Source organism: Acinetobacter sp. ANC 4173, from assembly GCF_004331255.1.
Lineage (GTDB): Bacteria > Pseudomonadota > Gammaproteobacteria > Pseudomonadales > Moraxellaceae > Acinetobacter.
In genome coordinates this window covers 11,853-28,423 of the sequence record NZ_SJOF01000006.1, presented here as the reverse complement: position 1 = coordinate 28,423, position 16,571 = coordinate 11,853, and the positions used below count along the sequence as shown (strand labels likewise).

15 protein-coding genes and 1 riboswitch are annotated in these 16,571 nt (G+C 41.1%); of the genes, 10 read left to right on the top strand and 5 right to left on the bottom strand.

Features of this window, described 5'->3' with window-relative positions; translation table 11 throughout:
* Positions 1 to 287 precede the first annotated feature (287 nt).
* The 3 genes from E0H94_RS08590 to E0H94_RS08580 all read right to left on the bottom strand — a co-directional run bounded on the left by E0H94_RS08590 (position 288) and on the right by E0H94_RS08580 (position 3,764).
* Positions 288 to 1,007 carry a glycerophosphodiester phosphodiesterase gene (locus E0H94_RS08590; protein WP_131326019.1) on the bottom strand — a complete coding sequence of 240 codons (720 nt, stop codon included), beginning with the start codon at positions 1,005 to 1,007 and terminating at the stop codon, positions 288 to 290.
* A gap of 218 nt (positions 1,008 to 1,225) precedes the next feature.
* Entirely contained in the window at positions 1,226 to 1,804 is a 579-nt protein-coding gene (locus tag E0H94_RS08585) for a cob(I)yrinic acid a,c-diamide adenosyltransferase (RefSeq protein ID WP_131326018.1), read from the bottom strand.
* 97 nt (positions 1,805 to 1,901) lie between these two features.
* Positions 1,902 to 3,764 carry a TonB-dependent receptor plug domain-containing protein gene (locus E0H94_RS08580; RefSeq protein ID WP_131326017.1) on the bottom strand — a complete coding sequence of 621 codons (1,863 nt, stop codon included), beginning with the start codon at positions 3,762 to 3,764 and terminating at the stop codon, positions 1,902 to 1,904.
* Positions 3,765 to 3,798: 34 nt separating this feature from the next.
* A riboswitch (cobalamin riboswitch) is annotated at positions 3,799 to 4,004 on the bottom strand.
* 143 nt (positions 4,005 to 4,147) lie between these two features.
* Between E0H94_RS08580 and E0H94_RS08575 the strand changes: the two genes are divergently transcribed.
* The 5 genes from E0H94_RS08575 (at position 4,148) to E0H94_RS08555 (ending at position 8,694) form a co-directional block, all read left to right on the top strand.
* Positions 4,148 to 4,789, top strand: coding sequence for a phosphoribosylanthranilate isomerase (locus E0H94_RS08575; RefSeq protein WP_131326016.1), 642 nt, complete (start codon positions 4,148 to 4,150; stop codon positions 4,787 to 4,789).
* The gene (trpB, locus tag E0H94_RS08570; RefSeq protein ID WP_131326015.1) at positions 4,773 to 6,002 is read left to right on the top strand and encodes a tryptophan synthase subunit beta; all 1,230 of its coding nucleotides are present in this window, start codon (positions 4,773 to 4,775) and stop codon (positions 6,000 to 6,002) included. Before E0H94_RS08575 ends, trpB begins: the two co-directional genes overlap by 17 nt.
* Before the next feature lie 83 nt (positions 6,003 to 6,085).
* Complete coding sequence (locus E0H94_RS08565) at positions 6,086 to 7,009, top strand: FRG domain-containing protein (protein WP_131326014.1); 924 nt, start codon at positions 6,086 to 6,088, stop codon at positions 7,007 to 7,009.
* Between the two features lie 8 nt (positions 7,010 to 7,017).
* Positions 7,018 to 7,533, top strand: coding sequence for a DUF1543 domain-containing protein (locus E0H94_RS08560; protein WP_131326013.1), 516 nt, complete (start codon positions 7,018 to 7,020; stop codon positions 7,531 to 7,533).
* Positions 7,534 to 7,701: 168 nt separating this feature from the next.
* A complete protein-coding gene (locus E0H94_RS08555) occupies positions 7,702 to 8,694 on the top strand; it encodes a DUF2804 domain-containing protein (protein WP_131326012.1) in 993 nt (330 codons plus the stop codon).
* A gap of 66 nt (positions 8,695 to 8,760) precedes the next feature.
* On the opposite strand, the gene E0H94_RS08550 is transcribed toward E0H94_RS08555, so the two are convergent.
* On the bottom strand, positions 8,761 to 9,645 hold the full coding sequence (locus E0H94_RS08550; RefSeq protein ID WP_131326011.1) for a metal-dependent hydrolase: 885 nt from the start codon (positions 9,643 to 9,645) through the stop codon (positions 8,761 to 8,763).
* Positions 9,646 to 9,779: 134 nt separating this feature from the next.
* On the opposite strand from E0H94_RS08550, the gene E0H94_RS08545 reads away from it, so the two are divergent.
* Positions 9,780 to 10,814, top strand: coding sequence for an AraC family transcriptional regulator (locus E0H94_RS08545; RefSeq protein ID WP_131326010.1), 1,035 nt, complete (start codon positions 9,780 to 9,782; stop codon positions 10,812 to 10,814).
* A 47-nt stretch (positions 10,815 to 10,861) separates the two neighbouring features.
* Here the strand turns inward: E0H94_RS08545 and E0H94_RS08540 are convergent, their stop codons facing one another.
* Complete coding sequence (locus tag E0H94_RS08540; RefSeq protein WP_131326009.1) at positions 10,862 to 12,199, bottom strand: Na+/H+ antiporter NhaC family protein; 1,338 nt, start codon at positions 12,197 to 12,199, stop codon at positions 10,862 to 10,864.
* A gap of 363 nt (positions 12,200 to 12,562) precedes the next feature.
* On the opposite strand from E0H94_RS08540, the gene trpA reads away from it, so the two are divergent.
* From trpA to E0H94_RS08520, 4 genes are read left to right on the top strand one after another with little or no spacing between them, the layout of a single operon-like run.
* Entirely contained in the window at positions 12,563 to 13,366 is an 804-nt protein-coding gene (gene trpA, locus E0H94_RS08535) for a tryptophan synthase subunit alpha (RefSeq protein ID WP_131263897.1), read from the top strand.
* On the top strand, positions 13,363 to 14,259 hold the full coding sequence (gene accD, locus E0H94_RS08530) for an acetyl-CoA carboxylase, carboxyltransferase subunit beta (RefSeq protein ID WP_116761552.1): 897 nt from the start codon (positions 13,363 to 13,365) through the stop codon (positions 14,257 to 14,259). Before trpA ends, accD begins: the two co-directional genes overlap by 4 nt.
* Entirely contained in the window at positions 14,256 to 15,542 is a 1,287-nt protein-coding gene (folC, locus tag E0H94_RS08525; RefSeq protein WP_131326008.1) for a bifunctional tetrahydrofolate synthase/dihydrofolate synthase, read from the top strand. The genes accD and folC overlap by 4 nt, the downstream gene beginning before the upstream one ends.
* On the top strand, positions 15,533 to 16,561 hold the full coding sequence (locus tag E0H94_RS08520) for an SPOR domain-containing protein (protein WP_171462058.1): 1,029 nt from the start codon (positions 15,533 to 15,535) through the stop codon (positions 16,559 to 16,561). The genes folC and E0H94_RS08520 overlap by 10 nt, the downstream gene beginning before the upstream one ends.
* Positions 16,562 to 16,571: the final 10 nt, after the last annotated feature.

Below are 16,571 nucleotides of genomic sequence, written 5' to 3'. Positions count from 1 at the left end.
ACAGCACTCCTAGAAACCTGATACAGGTTAAAATTGAGAACTTAAATCATTACAAGTTGTAAGGATTAAGATTCTGGCATATTAGCATGAGCAACATTGGTACTCTAGCATTATTGTACAGTTGTATTGTACTAAACAGTAACAGAATAAGACTATGCTAAGATTGAATTTATCGTAATCAATTCGCTATTTTTATTGGTTGCTGAATATATTTCTATTGTACTTTAGGTCAACTGCTGTACTCATCTTAATTTCGGGTCAATTCTGCTTGTTATACGAACCAACTCTTAGTCCAAATTCAGCTGTTGCAGCATCATTTTGGGAAAATCGGTAATCAAGCCATCAATACCACAAGTTTGCAGATGCTTGGCGCGATCAACATTATTGACGGTCCAGACACTGACCTTTAATCCCGCAGCGTGGGTAGCTTGAATTAAGGCATCGCTTGCCAATTGATTCATCCAGCCAATACGGCTACAGCCTAATGCCAGTGCCTGTTCAATGGCACGTTCTTGGATGTCCTCTTCAATCAGAAGTCCTCGTTTAAATCGCGACTTAGCCTGTTGTAAAGCGTGGTGAATTTTCAAGTCAAAACTGGTGATGACTGCATTATGCTCAAACCCTGCCAAAGTGTGTTCTAAACTTTGAATCAGTTTTTCTGCGGCTGCAAAATCATTCACTGCTTTCACTTCCACTTCTAGATGAGAAAATTCACGTAGAACGTTAAGGCTTTGTTCTAAAGTAGGCGTCACTTGAGGTTGCCAATCCATCCAGATCGAGGCTTGATTGAAGCGGTGTAAGTCATGAGCTGTACAGGTGTAAAGATTTTGTTCAATTGAGGTCGTGCGTAAAAAATTATCATCATGCATGACTACCAATGTGTCATCTTTGAGTTGGCGCACATCAAACTCGACAGCACGAATGCCCAAGTCATGTAAATATTGGAATCCACCTAAGGTGTTTTCAGGTGCTTCACCCCGCGCGCCACGATGTCCGATAATTTGCATATTACATCTGCTTAGTGATTACTCTACTTTGATTATTACGGAGTTATGTGAAATTTCACAGTCCATTGGCTTATATTTGACTTCTTTTTTTAGAAATTTAAAGGCTAAAGAATGGTTTGAATAGTGATAAAAATAAAGTTTGATTAAGTGAACTTGAACAGAGCAAAAGTTATGATTGAGACTGAAGATTTATGACCTAGTCTCAATCAGGTTACTTTTTAAATCGTGTCGTTAATATTTTTTTGCCAAAGCACTTCACTTCCTCCTTCAGCACGTTGCAACGTACGTGAAGCGACAAACAACCAGTCAGAAAGTCGGTTTAACAATTGTAATGAACTAGATTGAATATTTTGGTCACGATGCTGTACTGCCATGAGGCTGCGTTCAGCACGACGGCAAACGGCGCGGGCTTGATGGGCAAAGCTACAAGCCAATGTACCCGAAGGTAGAATAAAATCTTTGAGCATGGGTAAAGATTCATTCATGCGATCAATGTCTTGTTCGAGGTATTCTATCGAGATTGGCTGTACCAGATGATAATTTGGAATACAGACTTCGCCCCCCAAGTCAAATAACCAATGTTGAATCAAACTTAGACTTTTATCCCATGTAGTTTGTTCTGCAATATTACTTTGGCTGATTTGTGTACGTAGAATGCCAATACACGCATTCAGCTCATCGACATCACCGAGTGCAATAATGCGTAAATCATCTTTGGCTACACGAGAACCATCGCCAAGTCCTGTGGTTCCTGTATCACCTGTACGGGTATAAATTTTACTTAAACGGTGGCCCATAATGTTTCCTAGGTTTAAATGAAAAAAGGATAATGCCGGTCAAAACATTATCCATAAACTGCGCTGTTTTTAAATTTTTTTGAGTCTTTAAGTTAAATTAATAACGGAAAGTGACTCCTGCGGAAGCGAAACGACCGCCGTTGATGTACCAATCTTCTGGCATGTTATCCCAAGAGCTTGCGGCCTTATAGACTTCTCGATATTGCACATCACCCATGTTTTGAATGTTAGTAAAGACTTTAACCGTTGGGTTAATGTTCCAATAAGCATTGAAATCGACAGTTGCATAACCTGGGACTTTTACACTATTTGCGCTATTGCTTGCATTTGAATGCGAACGTGCGATTAAAGATGTGCTGAGTCCATAGACAGAATTTTCTAATCCTGCGGTGATGGTAAGCGTCTGTTTTGGACGATAGGCAATTTCTAAACCTGTCGCTTTATTCTCAGTTTCAACATAAGCATATTCTGTTGCGAAGAATAAATCGTCTTGCTTCCATTTCAGACCAGCTTCACCGCCTGTAAAATTGGCTTCACCAACATTTTGATTCATGCCGTCACTATAGACGATTAAGTTATCCACATTGGTGCGATAAACAGAAAAACTAGTCGCTAGATTATCCGTAATAGCATAATCAAAACCTAGTTCATAAGAGATGCTTTCTTCAGGTTCTAAATCCTCATTACCGCCCCACTGAGAATAGAGTTCATTCAGGGTCGGAGCACGGAATGCGCTGCCAATATTGGCATAAACACTTGCATTAGGCAGGAAATGATAACGAACAGCGCCTTGACCTACTGTGTGGCTTCCAAAAAGCTCGTTGTCTTCTACACGCAGACCAACTTGGGTATCAAACAGTTCATTTTTAAATTGGTGTTGTAGATAATAACCTGTGCTATTAACGCTCTGATCTTGGTTTTTGATTGAACTTGTTTTGTAGTTGGCGTCATTATAAGTTGCACCAACTAAAATATTTTGATTTGGCGTGAATTTCCATTTCAGGTTTAAATCACTTTGGTTGTTTTCAGTGTTGTACTGCGTGAAATATGATGGAACATCTTGCTTGTCTTGAACATTTGCAAAATGTGCACCTAAAATTAGATTTTGCAGAATGTTGTAATCAACCTTTGCATTAATGACACGATTTACAAAATTACGAGGAGCTGTATTGCTGATGTAGTCATTACTGAAAATACTGGTTCCTTTATTTTCACTAATCGAAGCAGAAGCATTAATCTGATTTTCTTGGAAATAGCCGACTTTCGCATTGTAGCCTTTTTGATCGTAGCTGGCTTTTTCACCTTTATCTTGGCTTTCGAAAATTCGAGTGCCATCACTTTCTAAGCGCTGTCCGCCCACTTGAGCATAGAAACCTTGATCGGTGACTAGATCTGCTTTTGCGATGGTTTTATAAGTGTTATTTTCACCATAGATACCAGTTAATTCTGCACCAGACTTCACAGGTTTTTTTGAAATAAGTTGAACCACACCACCGATTGCATCACTACCATATTGGACTGAAGCAGGACCTTTCAAGATTTCAATTTGTTGAACATCTGAAGTATCTAAAAAAGCAGGATAAAGTGGACCAAGCTCATTTTGACTATTTAAACGAGCGCCATCTTTTAATACTAAGGTATGTACTGCTTTTGTTCCACGGAGTCCAATTTCTGAAATTTGTCCCATACCGCCACTTTGTTTGACAAAAACAGAAGGATCACGCTGAATCAAATCTGATAAATTGAGAGTAGGATTTTTCTCAATAGTTTTTTCATCAATTACAGCAATACGTGCAGGAACGTCTTTAATCTTTTCTTCAGAACGTGAAGCTGTAACCACCAAAGTGTCTAGAGAAGCATTCACAACATTTGTGTTATCTTGCGCAGATACAGACGTAGAGAAACCCATCGCAATAGCGATTGCGCCCACTAAAGCAGTAGGCTGAAATAAATTTGGCATGCTGGCTCCATACATTCACCCCCCGTGAATGATTGAGTTAAACGGCGCAATAAGCAGGTCTCCGGACTTAAATATAAATATTGCGAACAATATTGGTATACCCATCTTCCCACACGAGTGCAGTGATGTAAGCGTAAACTTATAAAGGCATACGTTTCGTTTTACCGTTGCGGGGGCAGTGTTGGATTTGCACCAACTTCCCTAAAGCATATTGCTATGACTTATTGCATTTGAGCGCAGTATAAGGTTTGTATGCGAATTAAACAATCGATGTAAAGATTTTTCAGGATGAACTTTACGCAAGGCGAAAAAATTGCATTACAATGATTCGCCCTGTTATTTATAGATCAGCTATAAATAGGGTTGAGCCAGAGTTATAACCTATGCGAACCCGTGCCAAAATTTGTGGAATTACCCGTAGCCAAGATATTCACGCTGTGGTCAATGCAGGGGCAGATGCAATTGGTTTTGTATTTTTCCTGCCTAGTCCACGCCATGTCAATGCAGCTCAAGCCAAAGAACTGATTCAACATGTGCCTGCTTATGTGCAAACAGTTGGCCTGTTTGTGAATGCGTCTGCGGATGAGATTGCAGATGTGCTAAAACAAGTGGCACTGGATATCATTCAGTTTCATGGTGATGAAACACCAGAAGACTGTCAGGCGATTGCGACACAAGTTGGGCGTCGTTGGTATAAAGCCATTCAAGTGAAACCTGAACTGGATGTGGTGGCAGAAGTGAAACGCTACCAACAGGTAGGGGCAAGCGCAGTGCTTTTAGATGCTTGGCATCCAGAATTAAAAGGGGGAACAGGACACAGTTTTGACTGGTCACAATTCCCCAAGCTTGATATTCCTTTAATTTTAGCGGGTGGTTTAACCCCTGCTAATGTTGAAGACGCTATAAAGACGACTGGGGCTTATGCTGTAGATGTCAGCGGAGGCGTAGAATCCGCAAAAGGTATAAAAGACCAACAACTTATAGATAACTTCATGCAAGGAGTCCATCGTGGATCAGCAAAGTAATGTGATTGACTATACCCAATACCCAGATGAACATGGGCATTTCGGTATCCATGGCGGACGTTTTGTGTCAGAAACTCTAATGGCAGCATTAGAAGACTTAGAAAAGCTCTATTTCCGTATGAAAGATGATGAGCAGTTTCTGGCAGAATTCGACCGTGACCTCGCCTACTATGTAGGTCGTCCTAGTCCTTTATATTATGCTGAGCGATGGTCGAAAGAGTTGGGTGGTGCGCAAATTTATTTAAAGCGTGAAGACCTGAATCATACAGGTTCACATAAAGTGAACAACACCATTGGTCAGGCTTTACTGGCAAAACTGTCGGGTAAAAAACGCATTATTGCTGAAACTGGTGCAGGTCAGCACGGTGTCGCAACGGCAACCATCGCAGCGCGTTTAGGTCTTGAGTGTGTGGTGTTCATGGGTGCAGATGACGTGAAACGTCAAGCCATGAACGTGTACCGTATGCGTTTACTCGGTGCGACCGTTGTGCCTGTGGAAAGTGGCTCTAAAACATTAAAAGATGCCATGAACGAAGCCATGCGTGACTGGGTGACCAACGTCGACTCAACTTATTATGTGATTGGTACTGTCGCAGGCCCGCATCCATATCCACAATTAGTTCGTGATTTCCAATCGATTATTGGTCGTGAAGCTCGCAAACAAATTCAAGAGCAAGCAGGGCGTTTACCTGATGCTTTAGTGGCATGTGTAGGCGGTGGTTCAAATGCGATGGGCTTGTTCTACCCATTCTTAAATGATGCTGAAGTTAAAATGTATGGTGTTGAAGCGGCAGGTTACGGTATTGAAACAGGTAAACACTCTGCACCTTTAAATGCTGGTCATGTTGGTGTTTTACACGGGAACCGTACTTATTTGATGTCGGATGAACAAGGTCAGATCATTGAAACCCATTCAATTTCTGCGGGTCTAGACTATCCAGGCGTGGGTCCTGAACATAGCTTCTTAAAAGATATGCACCGCGTGGATTATGTGGCGATTAATGACAATGAAGCTTTACAAGGTTTCCGTGATTTAACCCATATCGAAGGGATTATTCCAGCACTTGAAAGTTCACATGCGATGGCCTATGTGACTAAACTTGCACCGACCATGTCTAAAGACCAAATTATTATTGCGACGGTTTCTGGCCGTGGTGATAAGGACTTGATGACTGTAGCCCGTATCGATGGCGTGGAAATGGTTGAGATGTAATCTAAATTATTTAATAAAGCTCCTGATTTAGGAGCTTTATTTTTATATATAGTTGGAGAAAAGTGGAGAATGGTAGAATACTGATGGAGATACAAGAAGGTTTGGGATTTAAAGAATTAATAGTTGATACAGTAGAAGAGTTTATTGAATTAATCCGACCAGATAAAAAGAATGTTAAAGAATATTTGGAAAGTGCAAATGATCAATATATTTATAGAGGGCAAGCAGATTCAAGTTGGGAGTTGACGCCAAGTTTATATCGAAATATATCAAGAAAGGAAATCCTCTCAGATACGTACGATGGTATTTGTTTTATGCATTGGGTTCACTTGAAAAATTTTGTGCGTGGATGTGATCTAAATTCATCAATTGTACCTTTTGATTCATTCGAGTTTCGATCTGAATGGTTAGAGGATTTTGATGATAGGGTTGTTAGAGATAGCACTAAATGGCCTGATTCAAAATTATATGAACTAATTGCTTATGCACAGCATTATGGTGTTCATACAGAGTTTTTAGATTGGACTAAAAATCCTTTAATTGCCTGTTATTTTGCAGCATCTCAAGTTATAAAAATGAAAAAGTTAGATGGGTTCATGTCAATATGGATTTTTGATACGGAGAAGAAGAACTTACTCAATGAATATAATGAAAAAATATTTGAAATCATTGAAGTGCCGAAAAGTATAAATCAGAATATTTCTTCCCAGCAAGGTTGCTTTACTTTAGTCCGTCAAAAAATTATGAGAGGAGCTAGATTAACTTTTGATGAGGGGGTAAGTAAATATGAACAAATTCAAAACTTAAATGAATTAGTAGCAGAGAAAAAGATTAATTCCCTGATTAAAGTTTCGGTTCCATGTAAATGGGCTATTGATATCTTAAAATATTGTGATGCTTATACTGTTAATGCAGCTACTGTTTTTAGAGGAATTAGTGGAGGGGCAATCTATGTACAGGAGGGGTTAGAAATTATGGAATATAAAAAATTAATAAGTGCGAAGTAGGTAAATTAATGTCAAATTTATATATCGTCATGCTCGGTGGCCGTCATGCCCGCGCCAATACAGAAGTCCATGATGTTGTATTTGCAGTCGCTGACAGTTTAGAAGATAGTTATTCACAACTTAAAAATGCATGGTTTGGTGAACAAAAAGGCTTACATATTGATGCTTGGATGCAAGTGAATGGTGTCGAAAGTCTAGGAAAAAAATACCAAATACAGTTTAGCGATGCGCAGCCTCAAGTCACAGATGAAAAATTGTGGCTCATAAATTTAGGTGGTTATGACACACGTGAATTTGGCGAGTTACATCGTTATGTGTTGGTCGTTACTCCTCATGCCACAGAAGCCAAACACCTTGGCAAACAACACTTTGATCAAAAGTGGCAAAAGCAACATACAGATCGTGTTTTAGACGTCGATGACTGTATTGCCATTGATTCTATACATGGACGCTATGTAGCCTTGGTTGAAGCCGAGTTTGAGGCAAACACGTGGGAAAATACGTATCTTATGTTAAATGTTTAATTTTCAACATTTTAAGTATGCTGTGCTGAGATGCTATTTTTTTATGCTAACATGGTGTGAGTAAGAAATGATCGACACTTGCAGCATAAAAAGAACGAAAAAAATTCTTAATGTGACATGCTTATAGATCAAAGCAGATCTAGCGATATGTGAAATGGAATTGGATAAATGGATTTAATTCAGTCGAATGGGCAGCCACATTATGGCCGCTTTAATGCATTACCTCAAAATATTGACGTTCAAAAATACCAATATAAAACTCCTTATGGAGAGGTGTTAGAGGGTTGGCGTAAACGTTTAAAATATAAAAAATTTAAATTTTGTTCCATTCAACACGAGTATTACACCATTGGGGTAGCCATTGCCGATATTGCATGGGCAGGGCATGGTTTTTTTTACGTTTATAACCATCTTACTCAGGACGTCATGGAATGGAATGCCATTAATTTCTTGGCCCGTAACACACTTTTAGATGAGCAGCCTTTATATAACCAAAGTTTTTTTCATAAATCGCCGTTTCAAATTGAAATGCAGCATGCTAATGGGGTGCGTTATATCCGTGTAACTAAATATGGCGAAATTAAACTGAATGCCCGTATTTTCTGTGCAGGAACACAACCCTTAAGCATGTGTAGTCCAACCGGAATTAATGGTTGGACTTATACCCAAAAACTGACCACCTTGGGATGTGAAGGCTATTTTGTTAATAAGCAGAATGAAGTCGTACAATTTCACGATAAGACTTTTGCTTCTTTAGATGATACATGCGGATTTCTCCGACCAGAAACGGCTTGGTTTTGGTTGTCTTGTAATTTCTGGGATACCAATCATCAACGAATTGGGCTGAATTTAGCCTCTGGTGTCAATGAAAGTTTTGGTAATGAGAATTGCCTGTGGGTAAATGGTCAGTTGTTTCAATTGACGGATATTTTATTTGAGCATCTGGAGGAGGGGCATTGGAATATTCGTTCTTTAGATCAACGTCTGAATCTAATCGTCACGACCAGTTGGCGTCGTTATGAAAATTTGAACTTAAGATTGGTCGGTAGCCAGTTTAGTCAATGGCAGGCACGTGTCAGTGGAACGATTCAGCAAGATGATCAAGAAATTGTACTGGTCGATGAATATGGTCTTTTGGAACAACATTATGCGAAATGGTAGAGATATCTACTTTCAATTGCATCTAAATTTGAGCCTTTAATTTAGATGCAGCATGATCTGCTTATGTTATTTTTTACTTTGTGCCGCCTGCCAAAAAGCTTCACCTGCTTGAATAGGGTCGTCGGTTGCGGCAAGGGTATCGACCCATACATTGTATTGACGAATAATCGGTTGTTGGCTGGGATGAAATCCTTTTTTAAACCAATCGAAATATTGCTTACGAATACTGGTTAGGGTGCCTTTACGACCAAAGAACCACGGCAACCCCTTCATAATCATACTGAAGCGTTGCCAGCGACTAAAGCCATCATGTATTAACATGACATTGGCACGGTAGAGCGTAAAGCCAATCATCATAAGCGTGGTGAGAATGAGTGCCCATCGACGCATTGACTCTGATACTTCTCCCACTTGTTGCATCACATCAAATGCGACATCCCGATGTTCCATTTCTTCAATCGCATGCCACGCCAAGAGCGCACGTACATAAGGATGAGCGTTGGCTAAAGTTTCTTTTTTGCCATAAAAGGTTTCTGCCATTAAGGCGGTTAAATGCTCTGCCGCTGCTGTCATGGCAATATTGTATTGAGGAGAACGCTCTTCAAGTTCGAACTTGAATACTCGGTTAATTCGTTGAATAAATTGATCGACAGGCATGCCTTGTCCACGCATGACTTGGTTCATTTTTTCATGCGCGATGCCATGTTGGGCTTCTTGGCGAATGAAGGCGGCAACACGTTGTTCTAATTCAGGATCCGTAATTTTATCGCGAAACAAGCGTACCGATTGAATAAAGTAACGCTCACCATCAGGAAAAGTGAGGCTCAACGCGTCAAATACACGGGTTAAAAACGGGTCATTGTTCATCCAGAAGCGAGGGACCTGATCCAATTTAAAATCGAATTCGGTACGTACAACGGGATGAACTTGATTTCGGACTATTGTATTCATCGTTTTTTACTAATAGAACCTTCGATAAGAGCAGTATGTCGGTGTTTATCGGAGAAGTTTTGACAGTACTTGCCATTTTTTATACATTTTATGCCATATCGAAAATAAAAAATGTCAATCAGACAGGTAGAGCCATGTATACATTACAAATCCCCAATGGCTTTTTTCATTTATGGCATAGCTATCTTAAATTACGTGATATTGATGGTTTTGCCTTTCCTTTCTCGGCAGTGCAAAAACAACAGTTAAATTATATTTTATCACAACCGATTGATGCACAATCATCGTATGCTTTATTTATTGATTTAATACAACAAACAGAGCAGCAACTTAACTGCCCTCATCTTATTTTCGATATTGTGCAGCATATACAACCTGAGCATTTTGGCGTGTTGGGCTATATCGCGTCGAAAAGTACCAGTGTGGCAGAAGCATTACAGTTTATTTTGCGTTTTAATCGCCTTGTGATTGATGGGCGAGAAACGGTGCCCATGCATATGTCACAAGTGGATCAGAGTATCCATATTCATTGGGGTTTTTCACAGCATGAACATGTGCTGATTAATGAAATGACCGTTGCGGCAATGGTGCAATTGGCTCGACAGATTTTTTCTTTTGATCAGTTTTCATTGAAAAAATTATATTTTGCGCATGCACCACGTTGTGCAGTTTATCATTATCAGCGTTTTTATGGCTGTGATGTATTTTTTCATCAAGTACGTTATGCCTTAGAGTTAAATCGTGAAAGTTTATTGCTGAAGTCTCAGCAACCGGATCCATCGCTTAATCATTTGCTTCTCAAACATGCTGAAGAGGTGATTGCAGCAAAGTCAGCACATATCACGCTTATGACCCATTTACATGCGCTCGTTGCTGAATATCTGATTTTTCATCAAGATGTACCAAAGCTGGAGTGGGTGGCGCAAGAACTACACTTATCGGTACGTACCTTACAGCGGCAGCTCAGTGAGTTTGACAGTTCATTTAAAAAAATTATTGAAGCAGAACGGATGAAACGTTGTGACATTTTGCTACAGCAAAAAATCAGTTTAAGTGAAGTGGCTTTAGCACTGGGGTATTCAGATCAATCGGCTTTGGCGCGTGCCTATAAGGCGGCGACAGGACAGACGCTTTTAGGGCGTCGGCAGCAGTTCAGACTGCGTGAGTGAGATAAAAAGGCGGTTCAGTGAACCGCCAAAATGAAGCAAGCTTCTTATTAGATCATCTTTTGATTCAATCGTGGATAGCGGAGTACGATGGCCAAAATGGCAAAAATTGCCAAGACCCAACAATAGTAAATATAACCAATCAATTCGATAGGAGAGAGTTTGGCGATAGAACATGCCAAAAGTAGTTGCGCACCATAGGGGATTAGGCCTTGGATTATGCAGGAAAAAATATCCATGAGGGCAGCAACACGTTTCGGATCTAATCCGTATTCTTGTGCCACTTCACGCGCCATATCACCTGATAAAATAATTGCGACAGTATTGTTGGCAACAAATAAGTTCGAAAAGATCACCAGAAAGCTGACACCCAGCTCGCCAGCACGTTGCTGTCCAATTTTTAAAAGACGCGTCAGGCTATAAATTCGCTGAATCAGCCATTCTAAACCGCCTTCACGTTGCATGATGCTTGATAGCCCGCCCAATAGCATTGAGAGCAATGCCACTTCAAACATGCCGACAAAGCCATCATAAATTGAAGTATTCAGTTTAAGTAAGGTAAAGCCGCTCTGTTGTACTAAACCAATCACACCAGAAATTATAATGCCAATACTTAATACCGCTAAAACATGCAAGCGACTAAATGCCAAGAAAAATACGGCAACATAAGGAAGAATCAGCCATAAATCATAGTCTTGATATTGAATGGCTTGAGAGTCCTTGCTCATCAAAATAAACACCAGAATGGTTATGAGAGACGCTGGTCCTGCAATCCAAATATTGACGCGGAATTTATCGCGGAGTTGCACTTTTTGACTGCTGGTTGCTGCAATGGTGGTGTCTGAAATCATAGAGAGATTGTCACCAAACATCGCGCCACTCACCACAGCACCAATCGCCATCACAGTTTCAATATTGGTCACTTGGGCAAAGCCAAACGCAATCGGTGCACAGGCAGCAATGGTGCCCATAGAAGTCCCCATGGCTGTTGCAATAAAAGCAGAGATGACAAACAGCATGGGTAAAACAAAGGCAGGGGGAATGAGGGATAGTCCAAGTTGGACAGTCGCATCTACACTGCCAATCGCACTGCTGGTGCTCGCAAAGGCACCTGCCAACATAAACACCATAAACATGAGAATCAGATTAGGGTGGCTAGCACCTTTTAGGAAAGTCTCAATGGCTTGGTTAAGGTGACCTTTATAAATGAGTACCGCCAGTATTACAGCGGGGAGCGCAGCCACTGGGGCTTTAATTTGATAAAAGGCAAATTCAGTGCCAATCAGGGAGTGATAAATTCCGCTACCCAAAAAGATAGCCAAAAAAACAATAAGGGGGAGCAGTGCAAGCGCTCGGGCTTGCACTTTACCCTGTGGGTCGGAGGTCATAAATGTTAGAAAACAGCGAATAAGTGCGCGTAGTATAGTGGAGCTTTGATCATTTCTAAAAAATTAAAATGTAAAACCTGAGCAGCTGAATTTCGTTGACTTTAGCTAACGGAATTGCCATTTTCTGGAGTTGGTGCGGTCTACATAAAAGCGAAAATTAGGCATCTTTGATCATTGAGAAAACTCGTCAAATATTAGTAAATGTAGCTTTCGGGTTGTTCTGAATCAGGTGATGTCGTATGAAATTCAAAGGAAGTGCATGAACTCTATTCAAGGTGTAAAAAATAGCGTTACAATGCGTTGTCTTGTATTTCTACAAAACCAACTCCTCAGTTTTAAATAATTCAAGGAAAGTACAACCCTATGTCACGTTTAGCCACTCGTTTTGGACAACTTAAATCTCAACAGCGTAAAGCGCTAGTTTCCTATGTGATGGCTGGAGATCCTCATCCACAAGTAACAGTACCTTTGTTACATCAAATGGTTGAGGCGGGCGTAGATGTTATTGAACTCGGACTCCCATTTTCAGACCCTATGGCGGATGGTCCTGTCATTGCTTTAGCCGCTGAGCGTGCTTTGGCTGGTGGAACCAATACCCTAGATGCGTTGAATATGGTGAAAGAGTTCCGTCAAAAAGACCAAGAAACACCTGTTGTGTTAATGGGATATTTAAATCCTGTTGAAGTGATTGGCTATGAAAAATTTGTAGCCTATGCCAACGAATGTGGTGTGGATGGCATCTTGCTGGTCGATTTACCGCCAGAAGAAGCACAGGCTCTGAATGATGTCCTGAAAAAGTATCAAATGGATCAAATTTTCTTACTTGCGCCAACTTCTACGGATGAACGTATTCGTCATGTGGTGAAGCAGGCCAGTGGATTTATCTATTATGTATCTTTGAAAGGGGTAACAGGTGCAGCAACTTTAGATACGTCTGAAGCTGCAACACGTATCCAAAAAATTAAAGCAGAGACGGATATTCCTGTGGGTGTCGGTTTTGGTATTAGCGATGCTGCTTCTGCGAAAGCAATGGGTGGTGTGGCTGATGCTGTAATTGTCGGCAGTGCATTTGTAAAACAATTTGCAAGCTTGGCACCAGAACAAGCCGTTGTTGAAACGGTTAATAAAGTCAAGGAGCTTCGAGCAGCGCTCGATGAGTTAGTATGAATCAAGAAGTGAAATCAGGGAAAATTCTTAGCCCATCGACACCGTGGACTGAACGTGGCGTTCCAGGCATTGAAGTTCCCGATGAGCAACAAGCACTCAAAGCAACGTTTACCGAACCAACGGTTGAATGTCCTGAATGTCATGCATTGGTGACACGCACTGCAATGACATTTAATGCTTATGTTTGCCCACAGTGTGACGAACATTTACGCATGAAAGCGCGTGATCGTTTAACATGGTTCTTTGACCAAGTTAAAACGGAACTAGGTCAAGAATTTGTTGCCAAAGATCCACTTAAATTTGTTGACAGTAAGCCTTACCCAGAACGTATGGTTGAAGCGCAAAAGAAAACAGGTGAATCTGAAGCTTTAATCGTGATGCAAGGTACATTGAAAGATGTCGCAATGACAGCATGTGCTTTTGAATTCGACTTTATGGGCGGTTCAATGGGTACCGTTGTTGGCGATCGTTTTGTACAAGCAGCTGAGCGCGCAATTGCACTTAAACAACCATTCATCTGTTTTGCCGCATCGGGTGGCGCGCGTATGCAAGAAGGCATGTTGTCTTTAATGCAAATGGCACGTACATCAGCTGCAATTCAACGTGTAAAAGAAGCAGGCTTACCGTACATCGTGGTGTTAACCCATCCAGTATATGGTGGTGTAACCGCTTCATTGGCGATGTTGGGTGATGTGCATATTGCAGAGCCGAAAGCAATGATTGGTTTTGCGGGTAAACGTGTGATTGAGCAAACAGTACGTGAGAAATTGGAAGAACCGTTCCAACGTGCTGAATACCTGCTTGATCATGGTGTAGTCGATCAAATCGTTCATCGTCATGCATTACGTGATACTGTATATCGTATTGTGACTAAATTGATGAATTTACCTTGAACCATACTGCACCACTTGTACAAGATAATTTAGACACATGGCTCTCGTATTGGGGCCATGTTCACGTTACGGGAATTGATTTAGGTTTAGAACGCGTCGTTCCCGTCGCTGAAATGCTTGGTGTAACGCAACCAGAAGCGAAAGTGATTACGGTTGCTGGCACCAACGGTAAAGGTTCAACCACAACCACCTTGGCTGCTATTTTAAATGCCCAAGGCTACAAGGTTGGACTCTATCAGTCACCGCATATTTATCGTTTTAATGAGCGGGTTAAACTGGCAGGTCAGGAAGTAGATGACCAAAGTTTGATTGAGGCTTTTGTACAGGTCGATCAAGCACGTCGTGCATGCAATTTGAGTTTATCTTTCTTTGAAGCAACCACGTTGGCCGCTTTTTTGATTTTTAAACAGCAAGCTTGTGATGTCTGGGTGCTTGAGGTAGGTTTAGGTGGGCGTTTGGATGTGGTCAATGTGATTGATCCAGATGTCGCAGTCATTACCAATATTGGTCTAGATCATACCGATTGGTTAGGCGATACCATCGAAAAAATTGCCTATGAAAAGGCTGGCATTATTCGCCCTAATATTCCTGTTATTTTTGGTGGATTACAAAGTTTACCAGCAGCGATTGCCAAAAAAGCTCAAGACTGTCATGCACCACTATTTGCTGCTGAACGCGATTATTTTTATCAGCCAAGTGCAGATGGGCAACATTGGTTATTTGCATCTTCTGGCACCACGTTAAAATTACCACTCGGGCGTTTGGCATTAGAAAATATTTCTACCGCTGTTGCTGCTGTTTTGTTGAGTGGCTTAGAGATTCGACAAGAAGCAATTGCACAGGGAATTCAGCAGGCGCAGTTGTCTGGACGTTTTGAAATTCGTCAAATTGCCGATAAAACCGTCATTTTTGATGCGGGACATAATCCACATGGCGTTGATTTTTTGTTAAAGCAATTGCGAAATTTCCTAAAATACAATAAACAATACACAGAAGTGGTTGCTGTTTTTTCAATGTTGGCCGATAAAGATATTAAATCTGTGGTTGAGTCATTGAAAAATAGTATTTTAATGTGGAAAGTTGCACCATTAGCGGTGCCGCGAGCTGCGGAAATTGCCCAACTCGATGACGCATTACAACAACAGACAGTACAGCATTTCACTAATGTTCAATTAGCTTTCCAATCAGCCCTCGATGAATCTAAAAATAATCAGCTGATTTTGGTATGTGGATCATTTCATACTTTGGAAGCAGTCTGGGAGTATTTGGAAGAATGTCAATGAATAACAAACAACGCTGGATGGGTGGTGTTGTTTTATTAGGTGGTGGTGTTTTATTGGCAGCCTTGCTTCTGAAAGGTAAAGAAGAAATACATCAAAATAATATCAAACACCCTGAATTGGTCGAGCAAGTTCAGCAAAAAAATGCAAAACCAGACAGTGGTATGGTGCAATTGCAAGGTCTTACTGTTGATGTTGAAACGGAAAAGCGTTTGCTTGAAGAGCAACGCCGTGCCCGTGAGAAGGCGGTTGCAGAGCAAGAAGCCCGTGCAGCAGAGTTTTTAGCACAGCAACAGCAGGCAGAAGCCGATGCTGCACGTAAAGCAGCTGAAGAATATGCAGCATTAAATGCGGCACGGACGGGTGCACAGCAAAGTTCAGATAACATTCCGCCTGAATTGGTTGAAGATGAAAAAGCCAAGCAAAAGCGCCTAGCGGAGGAAAAGCTTGCTGCACAAAAGAAGCTAGATCAGCAGAAGGCACCACAACCGTCTGAAGCTGATAAAAAACGTAATGAAGAGCGCCTAAAGGCAGAAGCTCAACGTAAGGCAGATGAAGAACGCAAAGTGCTTGCGAAAGCTGCTGAGGATAAAAAATTGCGTGAGGCAGAAGCTCAACGTAAATTAGAGGCACAGCGTAAAGCAGATCTAGAGCGTCAAGTCGCAGCCAAAGCTGCTGAAGAAAAGAAATTGCGTGAAGCTGAAGCAAAACGCAAAGAAGATGCCAAGAAGAAAGCTGAAGCCGACAAGGCAAGAGACTTACTCGAAAATGGTGATAAGCAGTGGATGGTTCAAGTGGCACTGGCGGCTAATGCTGCCAATGCTGATAGCGTAATCTCCAAGTTAAAGGCGAAAGGCTATAAGGTGGTACAAAGCCCAACATCGAAAGGTATTCGAATTATGGTTGGACCTGCCAAAAGTCGTGATGTTGCAGATGTGACCCGTAAAAAGATTACCACCGATGCGAGCTTGAATATGACGTCCGCATGGGTTATTGATTGGGTGCCTTTAGATCGTCGTTAGTTCATTTCAG

Excerpts from the sequence above, each read along its gene's own strand:
- accD (WP_116761552.1), top strand. The coding sequence starts at position 13,363 with ATGAATCAAGAAGTGAAATCAGGGAAAATTCTTAGCCCATCGACACCG.
- E0H94_RS08585 (WP_131326018.1), bottom strand. The coding sequence starts at position 1,804 with ATGGGCCACCGTTTAAGTAAAATTTATACCCGTACAGGTGATACAGGA.
- E0H94_RS08565 (WP_131326014.1), top strand. The coding sequence starts at position 6,086 with ATGGAGATACAAGAAGGTTTGGGATTTAAAGAATTAATAGTTGATACA.
- E0H94_RS08590 (WP_131326019.1), bottom strand. The coding sequence starts at position 1,007 with ATGCAAATTATCGGACATCGTGGCGCGCGGGGTGAAGCACCTGAAAAC.
- trpA (WP_131263897.1), top strand. The coding sequence starts at position 12,563 with ATGTCACGTTTAGCCACTCGTTTTGGACAACTTAAATCTCAACAGCGT.
- E0H94_RS08520 (WP_171462058.1), top strand. The coding sequence starts at position 15,533 with ATGTCAATGAATAACAAACAACGCTGGATGGGTGGTGTTGTTTTATTA.
- E0H94_RS08580 (WP_131326017.1), bottom strand. The coding sequence starts at position 3,764 with ATGCCAAATTTATTTCAGCCTACTGCTTTAGTGGGCGCAATCGCTATT.
- E0H94_RS08550 (WP_131326011.1), bottom strand. The coding sequence starts at position 9,645 with ATGAATACAATAGTCCGAAATCAAGTTCATCCCGTTGTACGTACCGAA.
- E0H94_RS08540 (WP_131326009.1), bottom strand. The coding sequence starts at position 12,199 with ATGACCTCCGACCCACAGGGTAAAGTGCAAGCCCGAGCGCTTGCACTG.
- E0H94_RS08575 (WP_131326016.1), top strand. The coding sequence starts at position 4,148 with ATGCGAACCCGTGCCAAAATTTGTGGAATTACCCGTAGCCAAGATATT.
- E0H94_RS08555 (WP_131326012.1), top strand. The coding sequence starts at position 7,702 with ATGGATTTAATTCAGTCGAATGGGCAGCCACATTATGGCCGCTTTAAT.
- E0H94_RS08560 (WP_131326013.1), top strand. The coding sequence starts at position 7,018 with ATGTCAAATTTATATATCGTCATGCTCGGTGGCCGTCATGCCCGCGCC.
- E0H94_RS08545 (WP_131326010.1), top strand. The coding sequence starts at position 9,780 with ATGTATACATTACAAATCCCCAATGGCTTTTTTCATTTATGGCATAGC.